Raw genomic sequence first — 20,264 nt, 5'->3', positions numbered from 1 at the left:
CTATCACTTGTGGTTGCCTTGCCGCCGGAATGACAGCCATGAGTGATAGCTCATCGGGCAAGAAAGGGGACGACGACGGCGCGCGGGCGGGACTATGGTGGGAGCTGACGGGGCCACGCGGCCCGCCCCGCCGCCTGGCCAATCCCCCGACGAGGACGCAACGGCCGCCCGCCTGATCAGGAAGGCCCGCCATGGTGCGATTCTCAGTACTTGAGCAGCCGCTGGACCCCTTTCCCCGGTACGAGGAGATGCGACGGAGCGAACCCGTTTTCCTCGACGAGGAATCCGGGCTCTGGCACGTTTTCTGCTACGACGACGTGCAGCGTGTCTTGTCGGAGCACGCCGCGTTTTCCTCCCGTATGGGCGGGAGCAACCCTTCGGAAACAGGCCAGCTCTTCGCCGCCAGCCTGGTCAACACGGACCCGCCCCGGCACCGTCAGCTGCGGTCCCTCGTGACCCAGGCGTTCACGCCCCGCTCGGTGGAAGCGCTCGGCCCGCGCATCTTGGCAATCACTGATGAACTCCTCGATCCTGCAGTCGGCACAGGCAGCATGGACTTGATCGAAGACCTGGCCTACCCGCTGCCGGTGATTGTCATCGCGGAGCTCATGGGCATCCCGGCCGAAGACCGGGACCGCTTCAAGCAATGGTCAGACGCCATCGTCGCGTACACCCGCCCGGACGCCGAGCCGGCCGGCCATGGCGGCGCCCACCAGGAGATGGCGGAATATTTCCTGGGCATGATCGAGCAGCGCCGGCGCCGGCCGGGCGAAGATCTGATCAGCCTGCTGCTCGCGGCCGAGATCGACGGCCAGAAGCTCAGTGTCGCCGAACTGCTGGGCTTCTGTGCCCTGTTGCTCGTCGCAGGCAACGAGACCACCACCAACCTGATCGGAAATGCGGTGCTGTGCTTCACCGAAGCACCGGGCACGCTGGCGCGCCTGGTCGCCGAGCCGGAACTGCTGCCGACCGCCATCGAGGAGGTCCTGCGCTACCGCTCCCCCGTCCAGTCCATGTACCGGATCGCCGCGGTCGATACGACTCTGCGAGACCGGCAGATCCCGGCGGATGCACCGCTTGTGGCATGGATCGGGTCGGCCAATCGCGACGCTGAGCACTTCCCGGCCGCGGACACGTTCGACGTCGAGCGCTCACCGAACCGGCACCTCGCCTTCGGGCAGGGCATTCATTTCTGTCTCGGGGCGCCCCTGGCGCGGCTCGAGGCCCGGATTGCGCTGGAGGCCGTGGTTTCGCGGCTGCCGGGGCTGGCCGTGGCACCGGAGGCACAGCTGGAGCGGATGGACAGCACGATTGTCTACGGCCTCAAAGAACTTCCCGTGTGCTGGCAGCCCTGACGAAGGCAGCCGGGCGTCCGGCTGCGACCGTAAACTACATCCCATTGGCGAAACATCCGACAGGCGCATGACGGGGAGGCAGGGATGTTGGAGACGACGGTCGACGCGGTGATGGCTGAGCTCGCGGAGCTCGACGACCCGAAGATGCGCGAGGCGAACGAGGTGCGCGGTGACGACCACGGCGTGAACCTGTCCAAGTTGCGCGCGGTCGCGAAGCGGCTGAAGACCCAGCAGGACCTGGCCTGCGGGCTGTGGGCCACGGACGACACCGCCGCCCGGCTGCTGGCGCTGCTGATCTGCCGGCCCAAGGCCTTCGAGTCCGGCGAGCTGGACGCCATGCTGCGCCAGGCGCGCGCTCCTAAGGTGCATGACTGGCTGGTGAACTACGTGGTCAAGAAGAGTCCTCACGCCGAACAGCTGCGCGTGGCCTGGACCGCGGACCCTGACCCGCTTGTCGCCAGTGCCGGTTGGGCCCTGACTACCGAACGGGTCGCGAAGAGGCCCGAGGGGCTCGACCTGTCCGGCCTGCTGGACACGATCGAGGCGGAGATGAAGGACGCCCCGGACCGCCTGCAGTGGGCGATGAACCACACTCTGGCGCAGATCGGGATCGAGCACGGGGAGCACCGGGCCCGCGCGATCGACATCGGCGAGCGCCTGGAGGTGCTCAAGGACTACCCGACCCCGCGGAACTGCACGTCCCCGTTCGCGCCTATCTGGATCAACGAGATGGTGAGCCGGCGGGGAGCCTGACTGGCGAAAGCCCGACGGGGCCCGGAGCGTCAATAGGGCTTTGGCCCGCCGTCCAAGGACATCTCCTTACGGGCGCGGGCGCAGCAAAACCAGGCACATTGCCGCGCAGCCCGCCACCAGGAGGGCCAGGGTCCAAAGCCCAGCGGCGAGGCTGAGGGCGGCGGCGATGCCTCCGACGATCAGCGGGCCGCCGGCATCGCCGATTTCGCGTCCGAGCTCGGCCGTTCCCATCGTTCGTCCCATCCGTTCCGGCGGCGTTGTGCCTGCCAGATGGGCGAAGCCCAGCGGCGTGGCAATGCCGATTCCCATCCCGAGAACGACGGCGGCCAGGTACAGTGTCGCAGGCAGCGGCAGGATGGCCAGGGCAGCGATCGCTGCCGCGATCAGGAACAGCCCGGCGGCCATCCCCGCGCGGTCTGTTATTCGTCCTTGGTCGCGGAGCCGGCCCACCACCGGCTGGGTGAGAGTGGACGAGAATGCCAGCACGGCGACGACGGCCATGCTTCCGATGAGCGGCAGGTGAAGGTTCGCGCCGAGCAGGGGCAGGAACCCGACGGCGACGCCCAGGGCGCCGGTCGCTGCGGCCAGAGCCGTGGTCGGGATGAGGAATCCGCGTTCAGTGGTCTGGCGAATCAAGTCCATGGCCGTGTAGCGCGGGCGTGTGAGGACCGGCAAACGGGGCATGGCCAACAGCGTCCACAGGGCGGTCGCGAGCGAGACGGCGGTCAGGGCCACGAAGAGCGCCGGGAAGCCCCCGGCCCCGATCAAGCCGGCGCCCAGCAGCGGCCCCAGCACATATCCAAGGCCCTTCCAGGAGCCGTACTTTCCAAAATAGCGGCCAGCCGCCGCGGGTCCCGCAAGACGCGCGACGGCGGCAGAGGACGCCGGGGAGAACGCCGACGCTGCGGCACCCTGGCCGAGCCTGACAAGGCCGAGGACCACCGGCGTCGTCGCAAGGATGCCGAAAGCAGAGGCGACGGCAAAAGCAACCAGTCCGCCGACAACGACAGGCTTGGAACCAATGCGGTCACTCAGGGACCCGAACACCGGTTTAAGAACGACTTCGGCGACGTCATAGAGGGCCAGGATGACCCCGAAGGTAAGGAGCCCGAGCCCGAGGTCCCCGGTCTCGGCACCGAGACCGGCGGCGATGCTGTGGGCGCCGAAGGCAGTGGTGAAGCCGGCCGCGTACAAGGGTGCCAGGTTTCCGGGGATTGCCGGGCCCCTACCCTTTGACGCTTTCGCGCGGGTGGCTTCCGTTGCGTCATTTGCTCCGGTCATGGTTTGCCTGTGATGGGGGTGAGGATCATGTCGTCAAGCTTTGGCAGGGCGTGCCGAAGCCGGCGTCCGGCCTCGGCGAGGGTCTGTTCGGCCAGCACGAGGCTGGTGTCGCCGACAACGACCGTTGCCGCACCCTGCAGGCGGTGCCCGGCCCACCGCAACTGGAGGCGAGCCACACCTAATACACCCGGGATGTCCTCCAAAGTTTCGTAGGCCAGGTCGACGAGTTCGGGTTCAATTCCGTCCATCAGCCGGCGCCCTATGCTGCGGACCGTTCCCCAGAGCAGCACAAGGATGGCCGCGGAGATTAACAGGCCCACGATCGGATCGGCAAGGGGGAATCCGAGCAGCACCCCAGCAGCACCAAGGACCACAGCCAGGGACGTGAAGCCGTCCATCCGCGCGTGCACGCCGTCGGCCACCAGCGCAGCTGAGCCAATCCGGCGTCCGACTTTGATGCGGTAGATCGCTACCGCCTCGTTTCCGGCGAAGCCAATCAGCCCCGCCCCCATGACCCACCATAGATTGTGCAGCGGTTGCGGGTTGAGCAGCCGGTCCACAGACTGCCAGGCAGCCAGCACAGCGGAGAGGGCGACGACGGCGATGATGAACAGTCCTGCCAGGTCTTCGGCCCTGCCGAAGCCAAAAGTGTAGCGGCGGGTGGCGGCGCGGCGTCCCAGGATGAACGCGATCCACAGCGGCACCGCGGTCAGGGCATCGGAGAAGTTATGAATGGTGTCGGCCAGCAAGGCGACGGAACCGCTAGCCAGGACCACCAGGAACTGCAGGACAGTCGTTCCCAGCAGCATGAAGAGACTGATCTTCAGCGCACGGATGCCTTCAGCGCTCGCCTCGAGGGCGTCGTCGACAGAGTCGGCCGCGTCATGACTGTGCGGAACAAACAGTTCGAAGAGCCAACCCTTCAAGCCTTTGTGATGTTTATGGCCGTGTGAGTGGCTATGGGTGTGCCCGTGGTCATGGCCATGATCGTGACCGTGATCATGACCGTGGTGCTGATGGTCGTGATCGTGGTGATCAGCGGTTTCGCCGGCTGTCACCTGCGCCGGATCGCTCATGAGACTCCCCCGTCCATGCGGTGGTGGGCCGGATGGCCGCCAAGGGCGTGTTCGGCCTGGAAGATGGCATCTGCGACCAGCTGGCGGGCGTGCTCGTTCTCGAGCCGGTACAGCACTTTCGTTCCGTCCTGGCGGGTGGAGACCATACGTGCCAGCCGCATTTTGGCAAGATGCTGGGACACCGCGGCTGGAGATTTCCCCACCACATCGGCCAATGCCCCTACAGCCATCTCCCCCTCCCGCAAAGCCAAGATGATGCGCACCCGCGTGGCGTCAGCCAGCATCGAGAACACTTCCACGGCGAGTTCGACGAACTGGCTATCCACGTCAAGCCTGCAAGCCTTCTTATCTGCGTTCATACGCATATAGTCGCACATCGCGTTTCGCCGAGTGCATTCATTGGGTACGGGGCTCAAGCACTGTTGCCGGGATGCTATTAGGTCTAGCGTGGGAGCAAGGGTTTGTGCGCATGGGCGCGCGCGTCACGGGGCCGGACTGGGATCCGGGTTCGTCTTAGCATCGGTGATGCCGGTGTCAGGGATTCACTATCAACGCCTCCGGGTCTCAAAGGCGAAAAGAACGGAACAGCGATGATGGCTGACCCGGGAAACCATCCGCAGCACCCTTTGACTGGCCGGGGCGTGTATGTGCTGGACGACCACGAGGTCGTGAGGCGTGGCCTGCGCCAGCTGCTGGCGTCCCATGGGCTCAGCGTCGCCGGGGAATCAGGGTCCGCGTGCGAAGCAGTCCGGCGGATCCCGGCCCTCCGCCCGGAGCTGGTCATCCTTGACGATGATCTTCCCGACGGATCCGGTTCCGACGTGTGCCGGGCCATCGCCGTGGCCGACCCTAGCATTCGGTGCGTCCTGATGACCGGGGACAGCGACGAAACCGTGCTGATCGACTCCATCCTGGCCGGCGCCTGGGGGTGCCTGTCCAAACAGGACGACAGCAGCGAACAACTCAGACTCATCCGCCGGGTCCTGGCCGGTCACACAGCATTCAGCAGCCAGTTCCATCCCGCACTCGTGGCCCCGTTTTCCCTGCCCGCGCCGGACGTCACGGATGAGAGACTCCTGCGTCTCACGAGGCAGGAATTGAATGCCGCTATCGGCCTCGGGAAAGGGCTGAGCAACCGCGGAATCAGCCAGGAGATGTTTCTGGCAGAAAAGACTGTCAAGAACCTGGTCTCGTCCATACTGATGAAACTCGGCATGGCGCACCGGACGCAGGTCGCAGTTCTCGTCACCACAACCCTGAATCATTCCGCGGAGCCCGATGACGGCGGCTACCGGTCCAGCCGTTTCCCGGATCTCGTCGCCGAGGTCACGGCAGCGCTCCTGAACTGCACCAGCGAGGCCCGCATTGTGCCGCCCACGGACACCGTGCATGCAGGAGACGCCGGCAGGCTCGCCGACGCACTTACCGCGACCCGGACCGGTCGCACGGGATCACGCCCGCTGCCAAGCCGGGGCTAGGACCGCGGACCCAGGGGCCACGGGCCCCGCCGCCCCGCACGGCCACTGGAGAATGGCCCTGCATCATCCTCGCCGTCGCCCGTCCAACGCAGCGCTCCTTTACTCATTTGTGAGTAAAGGAGCGCCTCCCGGACTGAACGTACATCCCCTCATCAGTAAAAGACATAGACGGCCGGCATGCAGGCTTCCTTTTTCGTTAGCGCTTCAGCTGGGTCAGTTCCTGCAGGACCTCGTCCGACGTGGTGATGATGCGGGCGTTGGCCTGGAAGCCGCGCTGGGCGACAATCAGGTTGGTGAACTCCTGGGACAGGTCCACGTTGGACATCTCCAGGGTTCCGCCGGTCAGCGTGCCGATGCCGGGGTCGCCAGCAGCACCGAGCTGCACACCGCCGGAGTTGCCGGTGGCGACATAGGAGGAGCCTCCGGCTTTCTCGAGGCCGCCTGGGTTGGTGAACTTGGCGAGGGCGATCTTGGCCAGGACCTGCTTGATGCCGTTGCTGAAGGACCCAACCAGCGATCCGTCGCTGCCTAGCGTGTAGGATTCCAGCTTGCCGACGGGTGCGCCGTCCTGTCCGCTGACTGCCAGGGAGTCCATGCCGGCGTAGCCGGACACCTTGGAGATGTCGATGGTGATGCCGTTGACTGTGAAGTTGCCGCCAGCCGTGGGCAGGCCGTTCGTGTACGTCACGGACCCATTGGCCGTGGTGCCGCCGTCGGTGGCTGCGATGTTCCAGGTGCTTCCGGCCTTCGTGAAGGTCATGGCCACGCTGCGCTCGGCGCCGGCGGCGTCATAGACCTTGACGATGCGGTCCAGCTTGGTGCCGTTGGCGGCGTCGCTGGGCAGATTGCCGTCCAGGGCCACGTTCTTCGTGGCAGCCGCAATCATGGTGTTGGGGTTCAGGGTGATGTCGCCAACCGGAGCGCCGGCAGTGACCACGCCGTTGGTGGCGGGCCAGCCCTGCAGGATGCCGCCGTCGGGGCTGACCAGCTGGTTGGCCGAATCCGGGCTGAAGGAGCCGGCTCGCGTGAAGAGCTGCTGGCCGCCCTTGCTCGTGACGAAGAAGCCGTCGCCGGAGATCATCATGTCCGTGGCACGGCCGGTGCTCTGGGAGGAGCCCTGGCTGAAGTTCGTGGTGACCCCGGCGACCCGGACGCCCAGGCCGATCTGGGCAGGGTTGCTGCCGCCGGTCGCGGCCTGCGGGCCGGTGGCACCCTGCTGCAACTGGGACAGGGTGTCCTGAAACTGGGTGGATGATGCCTTGAAACCGGCGGTGTTGACGTTGGCGATGTTGTTGCCGGTGACGTCCAGCATGGTCTGGTGGGCGCGGAGGCCGGAGATTCCGGAGTACAGCGAGCGGAGCATGGGAACTGCCTTTCTACGGGTGAAGAACTGGTTAGGAAGCGGCCGGAGCAGTAAGTCCGGTGATGGAGTCGAGGGGAACGGAGAGCTCACCGATCGTGACGGACGGGACCGGGCCTGCATAAGTGACGGAGCCGGCGACGCCGGTCCCGGTGGTGCCGTCCGCGAGGGTGTAGTTGACCGACTGGCCGATCAGCTGGGCTGCCGCCGTGCGCATCTGGAGGGAGAACCCCTCCTTGCTGTTGGTGGTCAGTTCAGTCATTTTTTCCATCATGGAGAGCTGGAGGGTCTGGCTCATCATCTGGTTGGTGTCCATGGGTGCGCTCGGGTTCTGGTTCTTGAGCTGCGTCACGAGCAGGGACATGAACACATTGGCGTCCATGGTCTGCGAGGGTGTCCGGGCCGCAGAGGCCTGGGCGGCTATGCCCGCCGGCGTCACCGGCTGGGAGGCGATCGGCTGAATCGTCATAAGTCGCGTTCCTTCGTGTCAGACAAGAATGTCGAGGGTGGTTTGAGGGCCATTCAAGATCCTGGCGGCGCGAACTGCCTGGTCGTCGGCCAAGGCGTCCCAGCGATGTCCGGGGCGCGGCTCGGGCGGTCCGTTGCGGCTGCCCGGGCCCGAGCCGTTTCCGCCGGAGTCGCGGCCAGAGGCATACTGGCCGCCGGCGACTGCGCGGTCCTGGCCCGGGCCGTTCTGGCCGGCGCCATGTTGGCCTGTGCCGCCGGGGGCGCTGTGATCGGACAGGTCGAGGCTGGCGCGGAATCCGGCGTCGCTCAGTTCCTTGCGGAGCTCGGGCAGGATCCCCCGGACCGCAACACGGCCCACGTCGCCGGGAGCGAAGAGTTCAATCCGGACTCCCGCAGCGTCGATGTGCGCCCGGACCGTGAGCGGGCCGAGATCCTCGGGACTGACCTTGAGGGTCATGACGTGCTGGCCATGGGCTGCACCGACCAAAGTGAACAGCGGCTTGGCCAGCTGAGGCTGGAGGGGTGACGCGGCATGGGCCGCGGGCTGCGGCGCGGCGTGGGCGGCGTGGGCGGCGGCCTGCGGCGAAGCTGCGCTGGTCGCCGGCAGCTGGGTGGGCCCTGCCGCCGGGGTGGGAGCTACAGTGGCTGGCGCGTCGGCCGGTGCCGCCGCGGGCGTGGCGGCAGCGGCGGATGCGGGGTCCGGGAACGAGTCCGGGCGTGCCGGAGCGGCGCCGGTGAGCGTGTGGGTCGGTGCCGCCGCGGGGACGAAGGCCGGAGCGGTACCGGGGTCCGCGGGGCCGTCCTGGCCTGCCGGAGCAGCAAGACCCGACCCTGTGCCAACTGGGCCGGTCGCGGCAGACGCTGTGCGCGGCAAACCGCCGGTCACCGTGCCCTGGCCAGGCGCTGGAGTGCTCCTGTCGGGTCCGGCGGCAGGTCCGGCAAACGGCAAGGCCGCAACATCCTCAGATGTACCAACGCGGGCAGCGGCGGCTGTCCCCTGAACGGGTGAGGCCGTGGCGTGGGCGGTGAGCGTCCTGGACGGCGGTATTGCTGCCGTCGGCGACACGCCTACCGCCGGGCCGGCCGATGTGGCGCCGGGGGTCCCGGGGGCTGCAATGGCAGCGGAACCGCCCACCCCCGCTCCGGCCGGGAGCTGCGTCGTGGCCGACGCGACACCGGGGTTCGCCATGGCGGGCGCTAGGGTGGCGGTCAAAGGCACGGCAGGCAAGGGGCCAGCGGTGACCGGCAGCTGAAAGCGTGCGTCGGGCACGCTCGGAGCACCGGTCGCGGCGGCGACCGTGGCACTGGTCGCGGCGGCGACCGTGGCACCGGCCACGGCGACACCGGCAGCATCGTGGCCGCCATCACCTTGGCCGTCCGACGCCGGGACACCGTGCGGTGCCGGCCGTCCGGACTGCCCGGCAGGGACATACTGCAGCAGGCCAGCCAAGGCGGTGGTGCTGGATGCATCGGTGTTGGGGGAACCGGTGCTGGGCGAACCTGCATCGGTTCCCGGCGCCGCTTTCGCGGCATTGTCGCCGACCGGTGCGGGAGTTGATCGGGGGTCAGTCGACGCGGAATCGTCTGAGCCGCCGGCGGCCGCCGGCGCATCCGGTGCGGGGAGGACTTGGTGTGCCTCAGCGTGGGTCTGGGGGGTGCGGACGCCGGCAGCCCTGCGGGACAGCGCCAGCGGGGCGGTTTCGGTAACCCCTGGAGCCGGAATCGCCGTTCCGGCCGGCCCCGGTGTTGCCGCCATGCCGGCAGCCGGGTTGGCGGAGGCGTCGGCGGGCCGGCCGGAGGTGGTCTCGGCGGCGGGGTTGACGGCGGTGGCGTTCCCGTCCGTGGTCGCGTTGCCCATGCCCTGGAGATCACTCAGCACCGAGTCGAAGGACGCCGTTTCCGGGCTTGTGCCCGGCTGCGCATCCGAGCCCTGCTGGGCTCCCCGGGCCGGCGCCGCGGCCAGCGCGACCGCCGACGCTCCGGCCTTCATGACGCTATCCCGGCGGGAACGATGCGCCGGATGGAGGTCAGGTTGGACTGCTGCTCCCAGGCATCGCGGATCTGGATCGTCTTGCCGGGCACAGGAGCATCGATTGCCTTGCCGTTGCCCAGATAGATGGAGATGTGATTGCCGCCGAAACTCACCAGGAGATCGCCGGGCTTGGCCTCGGCGAGCGAGGCCACCGGGGTGCCCTGGCGCATCTGGTCGCTCACGACGCGGGGAAGCTCGATCCCGAGGTCCTTGAAGACCCGCTGGGTGAAGCCGGAGCAGTCCATGCCGGTGGCCGGATTGGTGCCGCCCCAGACGTAGGGAACGCCGATGTACTTCTTGGCCACGGCCACCACGTCGTTTCCGGTCGCGGCACCGCCGGTACGGACGGCCGCCGTTCCGGTGAGCGCCGTGGCCCCGGTGAGCGCACCGGTTCCGGCCGCCGTCGTACTTCCGATACCGGGCGTGCTGCCCAGGCCAAGGCTGTCCGTAAGGGAGGAGGCATCCGTGCCGCCCAGTGCCGCGGCGAGTGCTTGGGTGAAGGAACCGGAGTCAGTGCCAGTAGCGGTCGCGAGCGAGGACGCGGCGGCAGCCTTTTGCGAGGCGGCGGTCGTTTCCGTGGCCGCAGGCCGGGTCAGTTCGGCGATCATGGCTTGGATGCCCTGCATGCGGCCGATCGCCTCGGTCATGCTCATGGCTTCACCTGCTGGTCGTCGCGGTGCCAAAGCGTCGAGGCGATCTCATCCAGGGCCGACTGTTCGGCGCGCAGGTCCGCGCTGTTGACCTCGGCGGTGTGGCGGGCCTGCAGTTTTTCCAGCCCCACGGAACGCGTGCGGGCAGCGATGAACTCGGCGCGGGCGGTGGCTTCGCCGGCTTCGGCCAGGCGGGCGAGGTTTTGCAGGTCCGCGAGCATGCTGTGGGAAGAGGACCGGGTGGCGGCAACGGCGCGGAGGGAAGCCGAGCTGGAGACGGGCTCGTCAGTGGCGGCCAGTTCGCGGCGCGCGGAGGCTTCGCGGACCCGTACCGAGCTGGAGCGCGAGCGGGCGCGCGCCAGGCCGGTGGCCGCCTGGTCCTGCTGGAGCTGGCGAAGGCGCAGAAGGCCTGCCAAAGAGAATTCGCGGTTCATGCTGCTGCTCCCAGGATCGAGGTAAGGTGCCCGAGCCGCTGCCAGGACTCGTGATGGGGGGTGGATTCGTCCATCGGCTGTTGCAGGAAGTTGCTGACGTCCTGCTCGTGGTTCAGCGCGGCGTCCACCAGGGGGTTGGTTCCGGCTTGGTAGGCGCCGACGTCGATCAGGTCCTGCGCGGACTTGCGGGCCGCGAGGACCCGGCGGAGTGTGGCCGCGGCGTCGAGATGCGGCCGCGCGTTGACCTTGCTGGCCACTCGGGACACGGATCCGAGCACGTCAACGGAGGGGAAATGTCCGGTGACGGCAAGCTTGCGGTCCAGGACCACATGGCCGTCCAGGATGGAACGGGCAGCGTCGGCGATGGGTTCATTGTGATCATCGCCGTCCACCAGCACGGTGTAAATGCCCGTGACGGAGCCGGTTTCGGCCGTGCCGGCGCGTTCCAGCAGCCGGGCCAGGATGGAGAACGTCGACGGCGGGTAGCCGCGGGTGGCCGGGGGCTCGCCGGCGGAGAGGCCGATCTCGCGCTGGGCCATGGCCACGCGGGTGAGGGAGTCCATCATGAGGACCACGTCCTGGCCCTGGTCGCGGAACGACTCGGCGATCCGGGTCGCAGTGAACGCCGCGCGCATGCGCATGAGGGCGGGTTCATCGGACGTGGCAACCACCACCACGGACCGCGCCAGGCCGGCGGCACCGAGGTCATCCTCCAGGAACTCCCGGACTTCGCGGCCGCGTTCCCCGACGAGGGCAATGACGGAGACCTCGGCGTCGGTGCCGCGAGCAATCATCGAGAGCAAGGAGGACTTACCGACGCCGGACCCGGCAAACAGGCCCATGCGCTGACCTTTGCCGAGCGTGGTCATGGTGTCCAGGACGCGCACGCCGGTCTGCAGCGCGGTGTCGATGCGGGCCCGTTTCATGGCGTTCGGTGCTTCGTTGTCGATCGGCACGCGGGGTCCGCTCAGCAGCGGGCCCTTGCCGTCGATCGGGCGTCCCACACCGTCCAGGACCCGCCCGAAAAGGCCGCGTCCGGTGGGGACCAGGACCGCGCCGCCCTTGGCGCGGACCGGGTCACCGGCCGCCACACCGGCAAGCCGGCCCAGTGGCATGCAGCGCACGGAGCCGTCCAGCGCCGCGACGACTTCGGCGTCAAGGCCCGGGTTCTCCCCCACCGTGACGAGGTCCCCGAGTGCGCAGTCCAGTCCTGACACTTCCAGGCCCAGCCCGATGACCGAGGTGACGACGCCGACTCTTTGTGGAGCGGCCGCGGCCAGCGCAGCGGCGTAGTTCGCGCCCTTCGGGCGCCACTCGGCGATCATGCCGAGCCCCCGCTGGCGTCGCCCAGGCCGGATTCGCCCAGGAGGGCGGTGCGGGCCCGCTCCAGGGCAGTGCGGAGCCCGGCGTCGAACCAGCCCTGCTGGTATTCGGCCTTCGCGTCGCCGCGGCCCAGGGAAGGGTCCGCGATGAGCGGCAGGCCGGCGGGCAGTTCCTGCCCTTCCCGGGTGAGGACGTCGATGTCCGCCGGGTGCAGCCGGATCGCCAGCACCGTGGCGGCGTCGCTTCCGGAGAGTGCACGGGCCAGTGCGGCGCGCGCGGTCCGCGTGCCTTCGGCCAGTTCGTAGCCGAGGATGGCCTCGGCCAGTTCCAGGGCCGTGCGGGCCAGGACCTCTTCGGCGTCTTGCAGAGCCTGCACGTTGCGGTGCGCAAAGTCGGTCCGGGCGACGGCGAGGGCGCGCACGGCGCGGTCCAGGTCCTGCTGCCCTGCGGCCAGGGAGGCTGCCTGCTCGGCGGCCATCCGGTCCCGCCAGCGGCGCTGTTCCTTGGCGGCGGCGCGCACCCCGGCAGCGTAGCCTGCGGCGTGCCCCTCGGTGTATCCGGCCTGCTCGGTGGCAGGGCCGTTCGCCCGCAGCGAGGGAAAGACGATGCGCGCCGGGGCGCTGCGGGCGGCGCTGTTAGTAGACATAGTCTTCTTCGTCCCCGCGCTGGATGGTGATCTGGCCCTCGGCCTCGAGCTCGCGAATGGACCGGACGACGGCGGCACGGGCCTCTTCGATCTGGGAGGCCCGCAGCGGGCCCAAGGCTGCGATCTCGGACTCAAGGATCTCCAAGTTGCGTCCGGAGACGTTGGTGGTGATGGTTTCCAGGACCGGCTCGGAGGCACCCTTCATGGCCACCGACAGGACAGACGCGTCAAGGCCTCGGAGCACCAGCTGGACGTCGCGGCGTTCCAGTTTCACGATGTCGTCGAAGGTCACCATCTGGGCCCGGATCTCCACCGCAAGGTCGGGATCAAGCAGGTCCAGGCCATCGAGCACTGAGCGTTCCGTGCCGGCGTCGGTCCGGTTGATGATCTCAAGCAGCGGCTGGATGCCGCCCACCACCTTCGAGGCCTGCTGGGATACCGCAGCGCCGCCGCGCAGTTTGAGGGTGTCGGCGACGATCCCGATCGCTTCGGGCGCACCGGATCCCATGGTGGCGATGCTGAGGGCGACGTCGGCCCGCAGCGAGCCGGGCAGACCGGACATCACCGCCGAGGCCTTGCGCGGGCTGAGGTGGGCCAGCACCAGGGCGATGGTCTGCGGCAGTTCGCCGTCGATCAGGGCCAGGATCTGCACTGGTTCGATGTCTTCGAGGAACTCAAAGGACTTCCCGGCCAAGTTCACCGTCAGGCGGTTGATCAGGCCGGCGGCCTTTTCGGAACCGAAGGACGCCTCCAGCAGGCCTTCGGCAAGTTCCCGGCCGCCACGGGCCTGGCGCTGACTGGTCTGCGCGGCCTGGTGGAAATCCTTCATGATTTCCTCGGCGATGTCCGGGTCCACTTTCCGGAGCTTGACGATCTCGCCCGCGATTTCCTCCGCCTCGCTGTCGGTGAACTGCGCCATGACCCTGGCCGCGTTCTCCGAACTCATCTGCATCAGTACGACGGCGGCGCGCTGGGTGCCGGTGAGGACTGCCTCTGCTGGCTTCATGCCGGCTGCCTGTCATCCATGAGGCTGCGCAGGTAGTCGGCCGCCCGCTCAGGGTTGGCCGCGACCATGCTGTCGATCTCCTGCCGGCGGCGTTCGACCTCCATCTGCTCAAGCGTCGGTCCCGGCAGCGGGGGCAGGGCGGTGATCGGGATCGCCGACGTCGCCGGAGCCGGCGGAAGGGCCGTAACGGGTGGAACCACCGGCATGATCTCCAGGTCCAGGCGTTCGCCGAGGTCCACGGGTTCGCGCTTCTGGCGGCGCCGCAGGATGACCGTGAGCACCAGGGCCAGGATCAGCAGGCCGAGCAGGATGCTGCCCGCGGTGATGAGGGTTCCAAAGAATGCTGCCTGCTTTTCGGCTTCGGCGTTGGCCTGGGCCTCCGCGAGCGCCTTGGCCGCGTTGTCGGCCGCAGATGTGCTGAACGGCACCACTTCAACGGTGACGACGTCGCCTCTTGCAGCATCCACTCCGGCTGCCGAGGTGACGAGGTTCTTCAGTGCAACGAGGTTCAGGCCGCCGGCGGCGGCCTGGCTGACGGCCACGGAGATGGTCTGCCGCTTGATGGCCCCGGCCGGGATGGTCCGGTCCTCGGTGACCTTGTTGACGGCGTTGTTCTTGGTTTCGGTAGTGGAATCGAAGTTGCCGTTGCCGCTGGTGGTGCCGCCGGGAACGGCGATGTTGTCCGGGCCGAGGACGCCCGCGGCGCCTCCCCCGGTTCCGGTGTACTTTTCGGACTTGGACGACTCGCTCAGCGGCAGGGCACCGTTGGTGTTGGAGAACGTTTCGCTCTTCTGCTGGGCGGATTCGCCCGTCACGTCGGCGGCGACGGCGACGGTGGAGTTGCCCGGCCCCACCACGCGGTCCAGGACGGCCCGGACGGCGTCGGAGGTGCGGTTCTGGTAGTCGCTGGCCTGCTTGCTGGAGGATCCGGCAGTCCCGCCACCGACGGTGGAGAGCACGTTGCCTTGGGAGTCGACCACGGAGACGTTGGCCGGCTTGAGGTTTTCGATGGCGGCGGAGGTCAGGTGGACGATCGCCTGCACCTTGTCGCTCGAGAGGGTGGTGCCGGCGTCGGTCTGGACAAACACCGAGGCGGTGGTGTCCGGGGCCGTGGATACGAAGACGGTCTTTTCCGGGATGGCGAGCCTGACGGCGGCGGTCTGCACTCCGTCCATGGCTTCAATCGTGCTGGTGAGTTCGCCTTCGAGGGCGCGCTTGTAGGTGACGGACTGCTGGAACTCCGAGGACGTCACGCCCATCTTGTCGAGGAGGGAGTAGCCAGTGGCGGCGGCGGTGGGCAGGCCCGCGGCCGCTGCCTTGAGGCGTTCGTCGTAGACCTTGTCCTGCGGGACCAGGATGGTGGAGCCGCCGTCGCTGAGCTCATAGGGAACGTTGTCCTTGCGGAGCTGTTCGACGATGCCATTGGCGTCGGTGGTCTGCAGGCCCGAAAACAGCGGGGTCAGCACCGGGCGGGTGAGCCAGGCGGACAGGGCCACGATGCCGACCACCAGCAGGGCGGCGCCGAGCACGGCCAGGGTGCGCTGGCCGGCGGTGAAGCCCTTCAGGCCCGCGCCGAGGCGCTGGAAGAAAGCGGTTAGTTGCGGAGGCATCAGGCCTGCATCCTCATGATCTCGTTGAATGCGTCAACACCTTTGTTGCGCACGGTGGCCATGAGCTCGAGCGTGACCTGGGCGCGGGTGGCGGCGAGCGTGGCGTTGTGGATGTCGTCCAGGTTGCCGGTGACGGCGGAGACGGCCAGCTGGTTCGACGTCGACTGCAGCTGCTGGAGGTTATCCACCGCACCGGTGAGGGACGAGGCGAAGGCGGAGCCGTCCGTGCCGGCGGCGGGGGCCGTACCCGCGCCTGTGACATAGTTTGTCGGCAGGACACCCTGGACGGGGGCGATGGGGGCGACAGTCATTAAGAGCGTCCAATCTCAAGGGCAGCTGTGTAGGTTTCGCGGGCGCGGTCCACTAACTGCGCGTTGGCCTGGTAACCGCGCTGGGCGATGATGAGTGCGCCCATTTGTTCGGCCATGTCGATGTCCGGGTACTTCACGTTGCCGTTGGCGTCGGCCAGCGGGTGGTCCGGCTGGTGCACGATCCTGCCCTCGGCACTGCCGAGTGCGGTGCCCTTGACGTATACGCCGGAGCCTTCCGCGCCCTCGGTGGCCTCGACGTAGCGGGCCTGGAAGGCGGGACCGCTGGTGGCGGAGGCGTTGTTCATGTTCGCGAGGTTGTCCGAGACGGCATCGAGCCATTTGCGGTGGACGGTCAGGGCCGAGCCGGCGATGCCGATCATGTCAAAAGTCATCAGCTGGTCCTCAGGGCGGAGCGCACGGCGGTGAATTCGGTGTTGGCGGCCCGGGCGGCGAACTGGAAGCGCAGCACTGTGTCGATGTTGGACAGCGTTTCGGTGTCCAGGTTGACGTTGTTGCCGTTCAGCTGAGTGGGTTCCAGGGAATCCGCCGTAGTTGCCTGGACGTTGCCGTCGCCGGACTGCACCGACGCCGCGAGGGCATCTTCGAAGCTGACACGCTTCGCGTGGTAGTTCGGCGTGTTGACGTTCGCGATGTTGTTCGCGATGGTGCGCTGGCGCAATGCCAGCCCGTCCATGGCACTGGCCAAGGCGGCGGAAGTCACGGATTCGAGCACAGAGTCCTGCCTGGGAAAGGTGGGGGTGGCCGATCCGTGGCCGGTAAACGAGCGATCCGTGCTCTACAAAGGGTTATCGGCACTGGTCAGCGCCGCGTTAGGGGAAAACTGGGAGAAATACTGCCGGGTTGTTCCGTCCGGTTTCTCCGGCGCCTTTTCGGCTGCTATTCCGGGGCTCTCACGGCTGGTTTGGAACTGGAGGGCTCAGCCGTTCACGTCCAGGTACACGGCACTGGAGGACTCCCCCACCCCGGGCACCGAGGACACCGCCTGCAGCTGACGGGCAACTCCTATCCTGGCCTCTTCCAGCCGGATGGCCACGCGTTCCTGGGCCGCGGCCAGGGCTACGGCGCGACGCCGGGCGGCGGCCGGCAAGGGTCCCGACAGTGACGGGGGCGACCAGCGTTTCTCCGGCCGTGGCTCCGCCACGGACCCGGTCGCAACGGACAGCGGTCCCAGCGGATCCTTCAGGGTCCGCTCGGCGGCGTGGACAGCCATTTCGAGCATGTCCAGGACAGCCGACCAGGCGGCCAGTGCGGTATCTGCGGTATCTGCGTCCGTTGACTCGTTCAGGGTTACCTCGGCGTAGCTGGAACCGGCTTCCCCTAAACCGGCATCGGGGTCAGCCTGCTCAGCCAAAACCGAGACTCCCGCCACCTGTTCCGGACTGGGTGTTCCAGGCCCCGGCTGCTGAGAAGGCGGCAGGGGCTGCGCCGGCGAACGCTGCGGCGGTTCCGTTACCTGCCGCGGCAGGCGCCGGAACGGCTGCCGCGGCCTCGTGCCAGGCCTGGCGCAGGGGTTCCAGCAGTTCGATGGCTTCGCGGGTCAAGGCAGGATCGCGCTGGATGTTGGCGTTCACCAGGGCCGTGAAGGCGTAGTTATAGAGGCCGAGCAGCCCGTCGGCACCATCCCAGGCGTCGGTCTTCAGGGACGAGATGAGCTCGGCGATGATGGCCTGGGCGTGCAGGAGGTTCTCCGAGGCGACCGGCCAGTTGGCGGCCTGCTGCGCGGATTCCGCCCGGCCCAGGTCCAGCAGGAGCCGGTCGTAGAGCATGGTGAGCAGCCGGGCGGGCGGCGCCGAGAGGACGGAATCTTCGAGGTACTGGTTCCGTTGGGCTGCACTGCCGAAGCCCCCCGTGCCGTAGCCGTAGCCGTTGGTGGTCATGATGAACTGCTTCCCGTGGAGAGGCCGGCGAGCTGGGAGGAGAGCCATGTCTGCTGGGCCTTCATGTTGCTCAGCGCCACCTCAAGGGCCGAGTAGGTGCTCTTGAGCGTGGCCTGGCGGGAGGCGAGCCTGGTGTCCCAGTCGCTGATCCGATCGGCAAGGTCGCGGACTTCGGACTGCTGGCCCGTGATGGTGGTGGTCAGCGTGCCCGTGTACTTGTCCGACGCCGCGGTAGCCGCGGTGGCGATCCGCCCGGCGATTTCCTGCACCTTGGCGGCAGTGCCCGCGGGGTCGGCGGCGAGGGCGGCAGCAAACTTTTTGCCGTCGAATTCCATGGTGCCGGTCTTGGTGATGCTGATGCCGATCTCCGACGGCGACTTCGGCGGAGTGCCGACTGGCAGTGACGCGGCCGAGAGGATGCTTTGGTTCACCGAGCGCACCGTGCTGTCGCCGGCAAAGGCTCCGGCTGACGTGGTGGTGCCGCTGGTGTTCGTGGTGGTGCTGACCGCGCTCTTGCTTGCCACGAGCGAGAAGATGCCGTTCACCCCGTCCACGAGGTCGGAGGCGACTTTGGTGATGCCGGCGTCGTCGCGGGAAACCGTGAGCGTTACGGGGGCGGGGGTCACTTCTTTGGCGGAAATGGACACACCGGGCAGAAGATCCGTGAAGGTGTTCGTGGACGACTTCACAGTCTGGGCGGCGGTTGTTCCCGGCCAGAGAGCGATTTCAGCGTCCTGGGCGGTTTTGACATCCGTGAAGGCCGTGCCGGCGTCGGAAATGGTGAAGGCACCGGCGCTGCCGGACTTCGTGGCCGAGAACTGGAGCCGGAATTCCCCTCCGCCCACCGAGACCTTGCTGGCCGTCACGCCTGCTCCCGCAGCGTTGACGGAGTTCACGACGTCGTCCAACGAACTGGTCAGCGGGGTGATGGTGTAGGTCTGGCCCCCGCTGTTAATGGTCATGGTGGTGTAGGGCCAGCCCACTACCTTGTCGGTGACCGTGACCTGGGTCTGGGCCAGCTTGTTCACCTGAAAATCGATGGAACCTGCTTTGGCGGAGGCAGTGGTTGTGGCGACGACCTTGTCGCTGCTCGTGGTCGCGGTGTAGAGGTCCAGGGCGCCGGGCTTGGCGGCGGCCGTGGCCTGCGTCGCGAGCGCTGCGACTTTGCTGTTGAGCCCCTGGAGGGCCGTGACCATCGACTGGACGTCATAGGACTTGTTCTTCAGCAGGGTCTGCGGCAAAGCTTCTGACTGCATGATGGAGCTGATGAGCGCGGTGGTATCCAGCCCGCTGGCCAGTCCGTCGAGTGAGATCCCCATGGCTGCCTCTCCTTGCTGACAAGATCTGCTTGTTGGTGGTGCTGTTCTTCTAATATCCGTGTTGCACGTAAGGGCCGGACGATGATTGTGGCATCGTCCGGCCCTTCCGCCGCGTGGTGATCGGGGGTGTTTCTTCGTCCGATCAGGGTGGCAGACCCTCTTACTTCTGGACTGCCGGTCTGCAGGAACCGGTTTAGCGCAGGAGGGAAAGAACGCCCTGGCTGGACTGGTTGGCCTGGGCCAGCATTGCGGTGCCGGCCTGGGACAGGATGTTGGCCTTGGTGAACTTGACCATTTCCTGTGCCATGTCGACGTCGGCGATGCGGGACTGAGCGGCCTGCAGGTTTTCACCGGCAACGTTCAGGGTCTTCACCGCGTGCTCGAGACGGTTCTGAACAGCACCGATGTTTGAACGCTGTGTCGAAACAGACTTGATCTGGGTGTCCAGTGCCGTGATCGACGACGCGGCGTTGGCAGCCGTGTCGAAAGTAAGCGCCTTCACCGCGGTTCCCACCGCGGTGATGTCAGCACCCGAAAGGTCCACCACGATCTGGTCGTTGGCAGCAACCCCACCAGCGCCGACCTGGAAGGTCAGCTTTCCGTCCGTAGCCGTGCCGCCCTTGGCGTTCAGCAGCGAAGTGCCGTTGAAGTTGGTCGAGTTGCCGATACGGGTCAGTTCGTCCGCGAGTGCGTCGGATTCGGTTTTGATTGCCGTGCGGGCATCCGCGTTGTTCGAGTCGTTACCGGCCTGGACAGCGAGGTCACGCACACGCTGCAGGATGGAGTGGACCTCGGTCAGGGCGCCTTCAGCGGTCTGGATGACAGAGATGCCGTCCTGGGCGTTGCGGGCGGCCTGGGCCGAACCGGTCACCTGAGACTTCAGGCCCTCCGAGATGGACAGGCCTGCTGCGTCGTCGCCGGCGCGGTTGATGCGCAGGCCAGTGGACAGCTTCTCCAGGGACTTGGAGAGATCGTTCTGGGTGTTGTTGAGGCTGCGGTAAGAGTTGTTTGCCGCAAGGTTGTTGTTAATAACGAAGCCCATGGTATTTCCTCCGTGAGTGGGACTGTAAGCGATGGCCCATCCGTGGGCCTTCAGCAGTAGCTATCGCCACTTGAAAAGCGCAGGTAAGCAAAACTGTGGAAAAATTCCGCGCCCGTTCTGAGCCCCTCGTGGAGGACCGTCAGTTCGTGTGACTGGACAACTCACGGCAGGGCGTGCTTTTGCCTTCCTAACGCGGCCGCATTCCCTGCCGATAGTTTGTAC

22 protein-coding genes are annotated in these 20,264 nt (G+C 67.3%); 3 read left to right on the top strand and 19 right to left on the bottom strand.

The features are described 5' to 3' along the window. The first annotated feature begins 191 nt into the window (after positions 1 to 191). Together BM372_RS18380 and BM372_RS18375 are read left to right on the top strand one after the other, a co-directional pair. A complete protein-coding gene (locus BM372_RS18380; protein WP_090956893.1) occupies positions 192 to 1,355 on the top strand; it encodes a cytochrome P450 in 1,164 nt (387 codons plus the stop codon). An 84-nt stretch (positions 1,356 to 1,439) separates the two neighbouring features. Further along, a complete protein-coding gene (locus BM372_RS18375; RefSeq protein ID WP_090956892.1) occupies positions 1,440 to 2,108 on the top strand; it encodes a DNA alkylation repair protein in 669 nt (222 codons plus the stop codon). 66 nt (positions 2,109 to 2,174) lie between these two features. On the opposite strand, the gene BM372_RS18370 is transcribed toward BM372_RS18375, so the two are convergent. From BM372_RS18370 to BM372_RS18360, 3 genes are read right to left on the bottom strand one after another with little or no spacing between them, the layout of a single operon-like run. After that, positions 2,175 to 3,389 carry an MFS transporter gene (locus tag BM372_RS18370; RefSeq protein WP_090956891.1) on the bottom strand — a complete coding sequence of 405 codons (1,215 nt, stop codon included), beginning with the start codon at positions 3,387 to 3,389 and terminating at the stop codon, positions 2,175 to 2,177. Continuing rightward, the gene (locus BM372_RS18365; protein ID WP_090956890.1) at positions 3,386 to 4,465 is read right to left on the bottom strand and encodes a cation diffusion facilitator family transporter; all 1,080 of its coding nucleotides are present in this window, start codon (positions 4,463 to 4,465) and stop codon (positions 3,386 to 3,388) included. The genes BM372_RS18370 and BM372_RS18365 overlap by 4 nt, the downstream gene beginning before the upstream one ends. Then, positions 4,462 to 4,824 (bottom strand): ArsR/SmtB family transcription factor, encoded by a 363-nt coding sequence (locus BM372_RS18360; RefSeq protein ID WP_090956955.1) that lies wholly within the window; start codon positions 4,822 to 4,824, stop codon positions 4,462 to 4,464. The genes BM372_RS18365 and BM372_RS18360 overlap by 4 nt, the downstream gene beginning before the upstream one ends. Before the next feature lie 231 nt (positions 4,825 to 5,055). On the opposite strand from BM372_RS18360, the gene BM372_RS18355 reads away from it, so the two are divergent. Then, positions 5,056 to 5,943, top strand: coding sequence for a response regulator (locus tag BM372_RS18355; RefSeq protein ID WP_090956889.1), 888 nt, complete (start codon positions 5,056 to 5,058; stop codon positions 5,941 to 5,943). A gap of 196 nt (positions 5,944 to 6,139) precedes the next feature. On the opposite strand, the gene BM372_RS18350 is transcribed toward BM372_RS18355, so the two are convergent. The 16 genes from BM372_RS18350 to BM372_RS18275 form a co-directional block, all read right to left on the bottom strand. Next, positions 6,140 to 7,306, bottom strand: a complete 1,167-nt coding sequence (locus BM372_RS18350; RefSeq protein ID WP_090956888.1) for a flagellar hook protein FlgE — start codon at positions 7,304 to 7,306, stop codon at positions 6,140 to 6,142. A 31-nt stretch (positions 7,307 to 7,337) separates the two neighbouring features. Further along, positions 7,338 to 7,772, bottom strand: a complete 435-nt coding sequence (locus tag BM372_RS18345) for a flagellar hook assembly protein FlgD (protein WP_090956887.1) — start codon at positions 7,770 to 7,772, stop codon at positions 7,338 to 7,340. Between the two features lie 18 nt (positions 7,773 to 7,790). Continuing rightward, positions 7,791 to 9,761, bottom strand: a complete 1,971-nt coding sequence (locus tag BM372_RS18340) for a flagellar hook-length control protein FliK (protein WP_090956886.1) — start codon at positions 9,759 to 9,761, stop codon at positions 7,791 to 7,793. Beyond that, positions 9,758 to 10,456: a C40 family peptidase gene (locus tag BM372_RS18335; protein ID WP_090956885.1), complete on the bottom strand. Its 699-nt coding sequence runs from the start codon at positions 10,454 to 10,456 to the stop codon at positions 9,758 to 9,760. Before BM372_RS18335 ends, BM372_RS18340 begins: the two co-directional genes overlap by 4 nt. Next, positions 10,453 to 10,887: a flagellar FliJ family protein gene (locus tag BM372_RS18330; RefSeq protein ID WP_090956884.1), complete on the bottom strand. Its 435-nt coding sequence runs from the start codon at positions 10,885 to 10,887 to the stop codon at positions 10,453 to 10,455. The genes BM372_RS18335 and BM372_RS18330 overlap by 4 nt, the downstream gene beginning before the upstream one ends. Further along, the gene (locus BM372_RS18325; protein WP_090956883.1) at positions 10,884 to 12,212 is read right to left on the bottom strand and encodes a FliI/YscN family ATPase; all 1,329 of its coding nucleotides are present in this window, start codon (positions 12,210 to 12,212) and stop codon (positions 10,884 to 10,886) included. Before BM372_RS18325 ends, BM372_RS18330 begins: the two co-directional genes overlap by 4 nt. Beyond that, positions 12,209 to 12,856 carry a FliH/SctL family protein gene (locus BM372_RS18320; RefSeq protein WP_090956882.1) on the bottom strand — a complete coding sequence of 216 codons (648 nt, stop codon included), beginning with the start codon at positions 12,854 to 12,856 and terminating at the stop codon, positions 12,209 to 12,211. Before BM372_RS18320 ends, BM372_RS18325 begins: the two co-directional genes overlap by 4 nt. Continuing rightward, entirely contained in the window at positions 12,846 to 13,862 is a 1,017-nt protein-coding gene (gene fliG / locus BM372_RS18315; RefSeq protein ID WP_090956881.1) for a flagellar motor switch protein FliG, read from the bottom strand. The genes BM372_RS18320 and fliG overlap by 11 nt, the downstream gene beginning before the upstream one ends. After that, the gene (gene fliF, locus BM372_RS18310) at positions 13,859 to 15,472 is read right to left on the bottom strand and encodes a flagellar basal-body MS-ring/collar protein FliF (RefSeq protein WP_090956880.1); all 1,614 of its coding nucleotides are present in this window, start codon (positions 15,470 to 15,472) and stop codon (positions 13,859 to 13,861) included. The genes fliG and fliF overlap by 4 nt, the downstream gene beginning before the upstream one ends. Further along, positions 15,472 to 15,783 carry a flagellar hook-basal body complex protein FliE gene (fliE, locus tag BM372_RS18305; protein ID WP_090956879.1) on the bottom strand — a complete coding sequence of 104 codons (312 nt, stop codon included), beginning with the start codon at positions 15,781 to 15,783 and terminating at the stop codon, positions 15,472 to 15,474. Before fliE ends, fliF begins: the two co-directional genes overlap by 1 nt. Next, positions 15,783 to 16,175, bottom strand: a complete 393-nt coding sequence (locus tag BM372_RS18300; RefSeq protein WP_090956878.1) for a flagellar basal body rod protein FlgC — start codon at positions 16,173 to 16,175, stop codon at positions 15,783 to 15,785. Before BM372_RS18300 ends, fliE begins: the two co-directional genes overlap by 1 nt. Further along, complete coding sequence (locus tag BM372_RS18295; RefSeq protein WP_090956877.1) at positions 16,175 to 16,516, bottom strand: flagellar basal body rod protein FlgB; 342 nt, start codon at positions 16,514 to 16,516, stop codon at positions 16,175 to 16,177. Before BM372_RS18295 ends, BM372_RS18300 begins: the two co-directional genes overlap by 1 nt. Positions 16,517 to 16,720: 204 nt before the next feature. Further along, positions 16,721 to 17,155 (bottom strand): hypothetical protein, encoded by a 435-nt coding sequence (locus BM372_RS18290; RefSeq protein ID WP_090956876.1) that lies wholly within the window; start codon positions 17,153 to 17,155, stop codon positions 16,721 to 16,723. Next, the gene (gene fliS / locus BM372_RS18285; protein WP_090956875.1) at positions 17,148 to 17,681 is read right to left on the bottom strand and encodes a flagellar export chaperone FliS; all 534 of its coding nucleotides are present in this window, start codon (positions 17,679 to 17,681) and stop codon (positions 17,148 to 17,150) included. The genes BM372_RS18290 and fliS overlap by 8 nt, the downstream gene beginning before the upstream one ends. Further along, complete coding sequence (gene fliD, locus BM372_RS18280) at positions 17,678 to 19,000, bottom strand: flagellar filament capping protein FliD (RefSeq protein WP_090956874.1); 1,323 nt, start codon at positions 18,998 to 19,000, stop codon at positions 17,678 to 17,680. The genes fliS and fliD overlap by 4 nt, the downstream gene beginning before the upstream one ends. Before the next feature lie 193 nt (positions 19,001 to 19,193). Further along, positions 19,194 to 20,042, bottom strand: a complete 849-nt coding sequence (locus BM372_RS18275) for a flagellin N-terminal helical domain-containing protein (protein WP_090956873.1) — start codon at positions 20,040 to 20,042, stop codon at positions 19,194 to 19,196. Positions 20,043 to 20,264 lie beyond the last annotated feature (222 nt).

It is taken from the genome of Arthrobacter sp. ov118 (assembly GCF_900116495.1).
Classification (GTDB): Bacteria; Actinomycetota; Actinomycetes; order Actinomycetales; family Micrococcaceae; genus Arthrobacter.
The sequence above is the reverse complement of the archived record's forward strand: the minus strand, read 5'-3'. Positions and strand labels throughout refer to the sequence as shown.

Coding starts and splice junctions, on each gene's coding strand:
- BM372_RS18365 (WP_090956890.1), bottom strand. CDS start 4,465: ATGAGCGATCCGGCGCAGGTGACAGCCGGCGAAACCGCTGATCACCAC.
- BM372_RS18345 (WP_090956887.1), bottom strand. CDS start 7,772: ATGACGATTCAGCCGATCGCCTCCCAGCCGGTGACGCCGGCGGGCATA.
- BM372_RS18335 (WP_090956885.1), bottom strand. CDS start 10,456: ATGAGCATGACCGAGGCGATCGGCCGCATGCAGGGCATCCAAGCCATG.
- fliG (WP_090956881.1), bottom strand. CDS start 13,862: ATGAAGCCAGCAGAGGCAGTCCTCACCGGCACCCAGCGCGCCGCCGTC.
- BM372_RS18330 (WP_090956884.1), bottom strand. CDS start 10,887: ATGAACCGCGAATTCTCTTTGGCAGGCCTTCTGCGCCTTCGCCAGCTC.
- BM372_RS18375 (WP_090956892.1), top strand. CDS start 1,440: ATGTTGGAGACGACGGTCGACGCGGTGATGGCTGAGCTCGCGGAGCTC.
- BM372_RS18360 (WP_090956955.1), bottom strand. CDS start 4,824: ATGAACGCAGATAAGAAGGCTTGCAGGCTTGACGTGGATAGCCAGTTC.
- BM372_RS18300 (WP_090956878.1), bottom strand. CDS start 16,175: ATGACTTTTGACATGATCGGCATCGCCGGCTCGGCCCTGACCGTCCAC.
- BM372_RS18380 (WP_090956893.1), top strand. CDS start 192: ATGGTGCGATTCTCAGTACTTGAGCAGCCGCTGGACCCCTTTCCCCGG.
- BM372_RS18320 (WP_090956882.1), bottom strand. CDS start 12,856: ATGTCTACTAACAGCGCCGCCCGCAGCGCCCCGGCGCGCATCGTCTTT.
- BM372_RS18275 (WP_090956873.1), bottom strand. CDS start 20,042: ATGGGCTTCGTTATTAACAACAACCTTGCGGCAAACAACTCTTACCGC.
- BM372_RS18355 (WP_090956889.1), top strand. CDS start 5,056: ATGATGGCTGACCCGGGAAACCATCCGCAGCACCCTTTGACTGGCCGG.
- fliS (WP_090956875.1), bottom strand. CDS start 17,681: ATGACCACCAACGGCTACGGCTACGGCACGGGGGGCTTCGGCAGTGCA.
- BM372_RS18350 (WP_090956888.1), bottom strand. CDS start 7,306: ATGCTCCGCTCGCTGTACTCCGGAATCTCCGGCCTCCGCGCCCACCAG.
- BM372_RS18340 (WP_090956886.1), bottom strand. CDS start 9,761: ATGAAGGCCGGAGCGTCGGCGGTCGCGCTGGCCGCGGCGCCGGCCCGG.
- fliE (WP_090956879.1), bottom strand. CDS start 15,783: ATGACTGTCGCCCCCATCGCCCCCGTCCAGGGTGTCCTGCCGACAAAC.
- fliD (WP_090956874.1), bottom strand. CDS start 19,000: ATGGGGATCTCACTCGACGGACTGGCCAGCGGGCTGGATACCACCGCG.
- BM372_RS18370 (WP_090956891.1), bottom strand. CDS start 3,389: ATGACCGGAGCAAATGACGCAACGGAAGCCACCCGCGCGAAAGCGTCA.
- BM372_RS18325 (WP_090956883.1), bottom strand. CDS start 12,212: ATGATCGCCGAGTGGCGCCCGAAGGGCGCGAACTACGCCGCTGCGCTG.
- fliF (WP_090956880.1), bottom strand. CDS start 15,472: ATGCCTCCGCAACTAACCGCTTTCTTCCAGCGCCTCGGCGCGGGCCTG.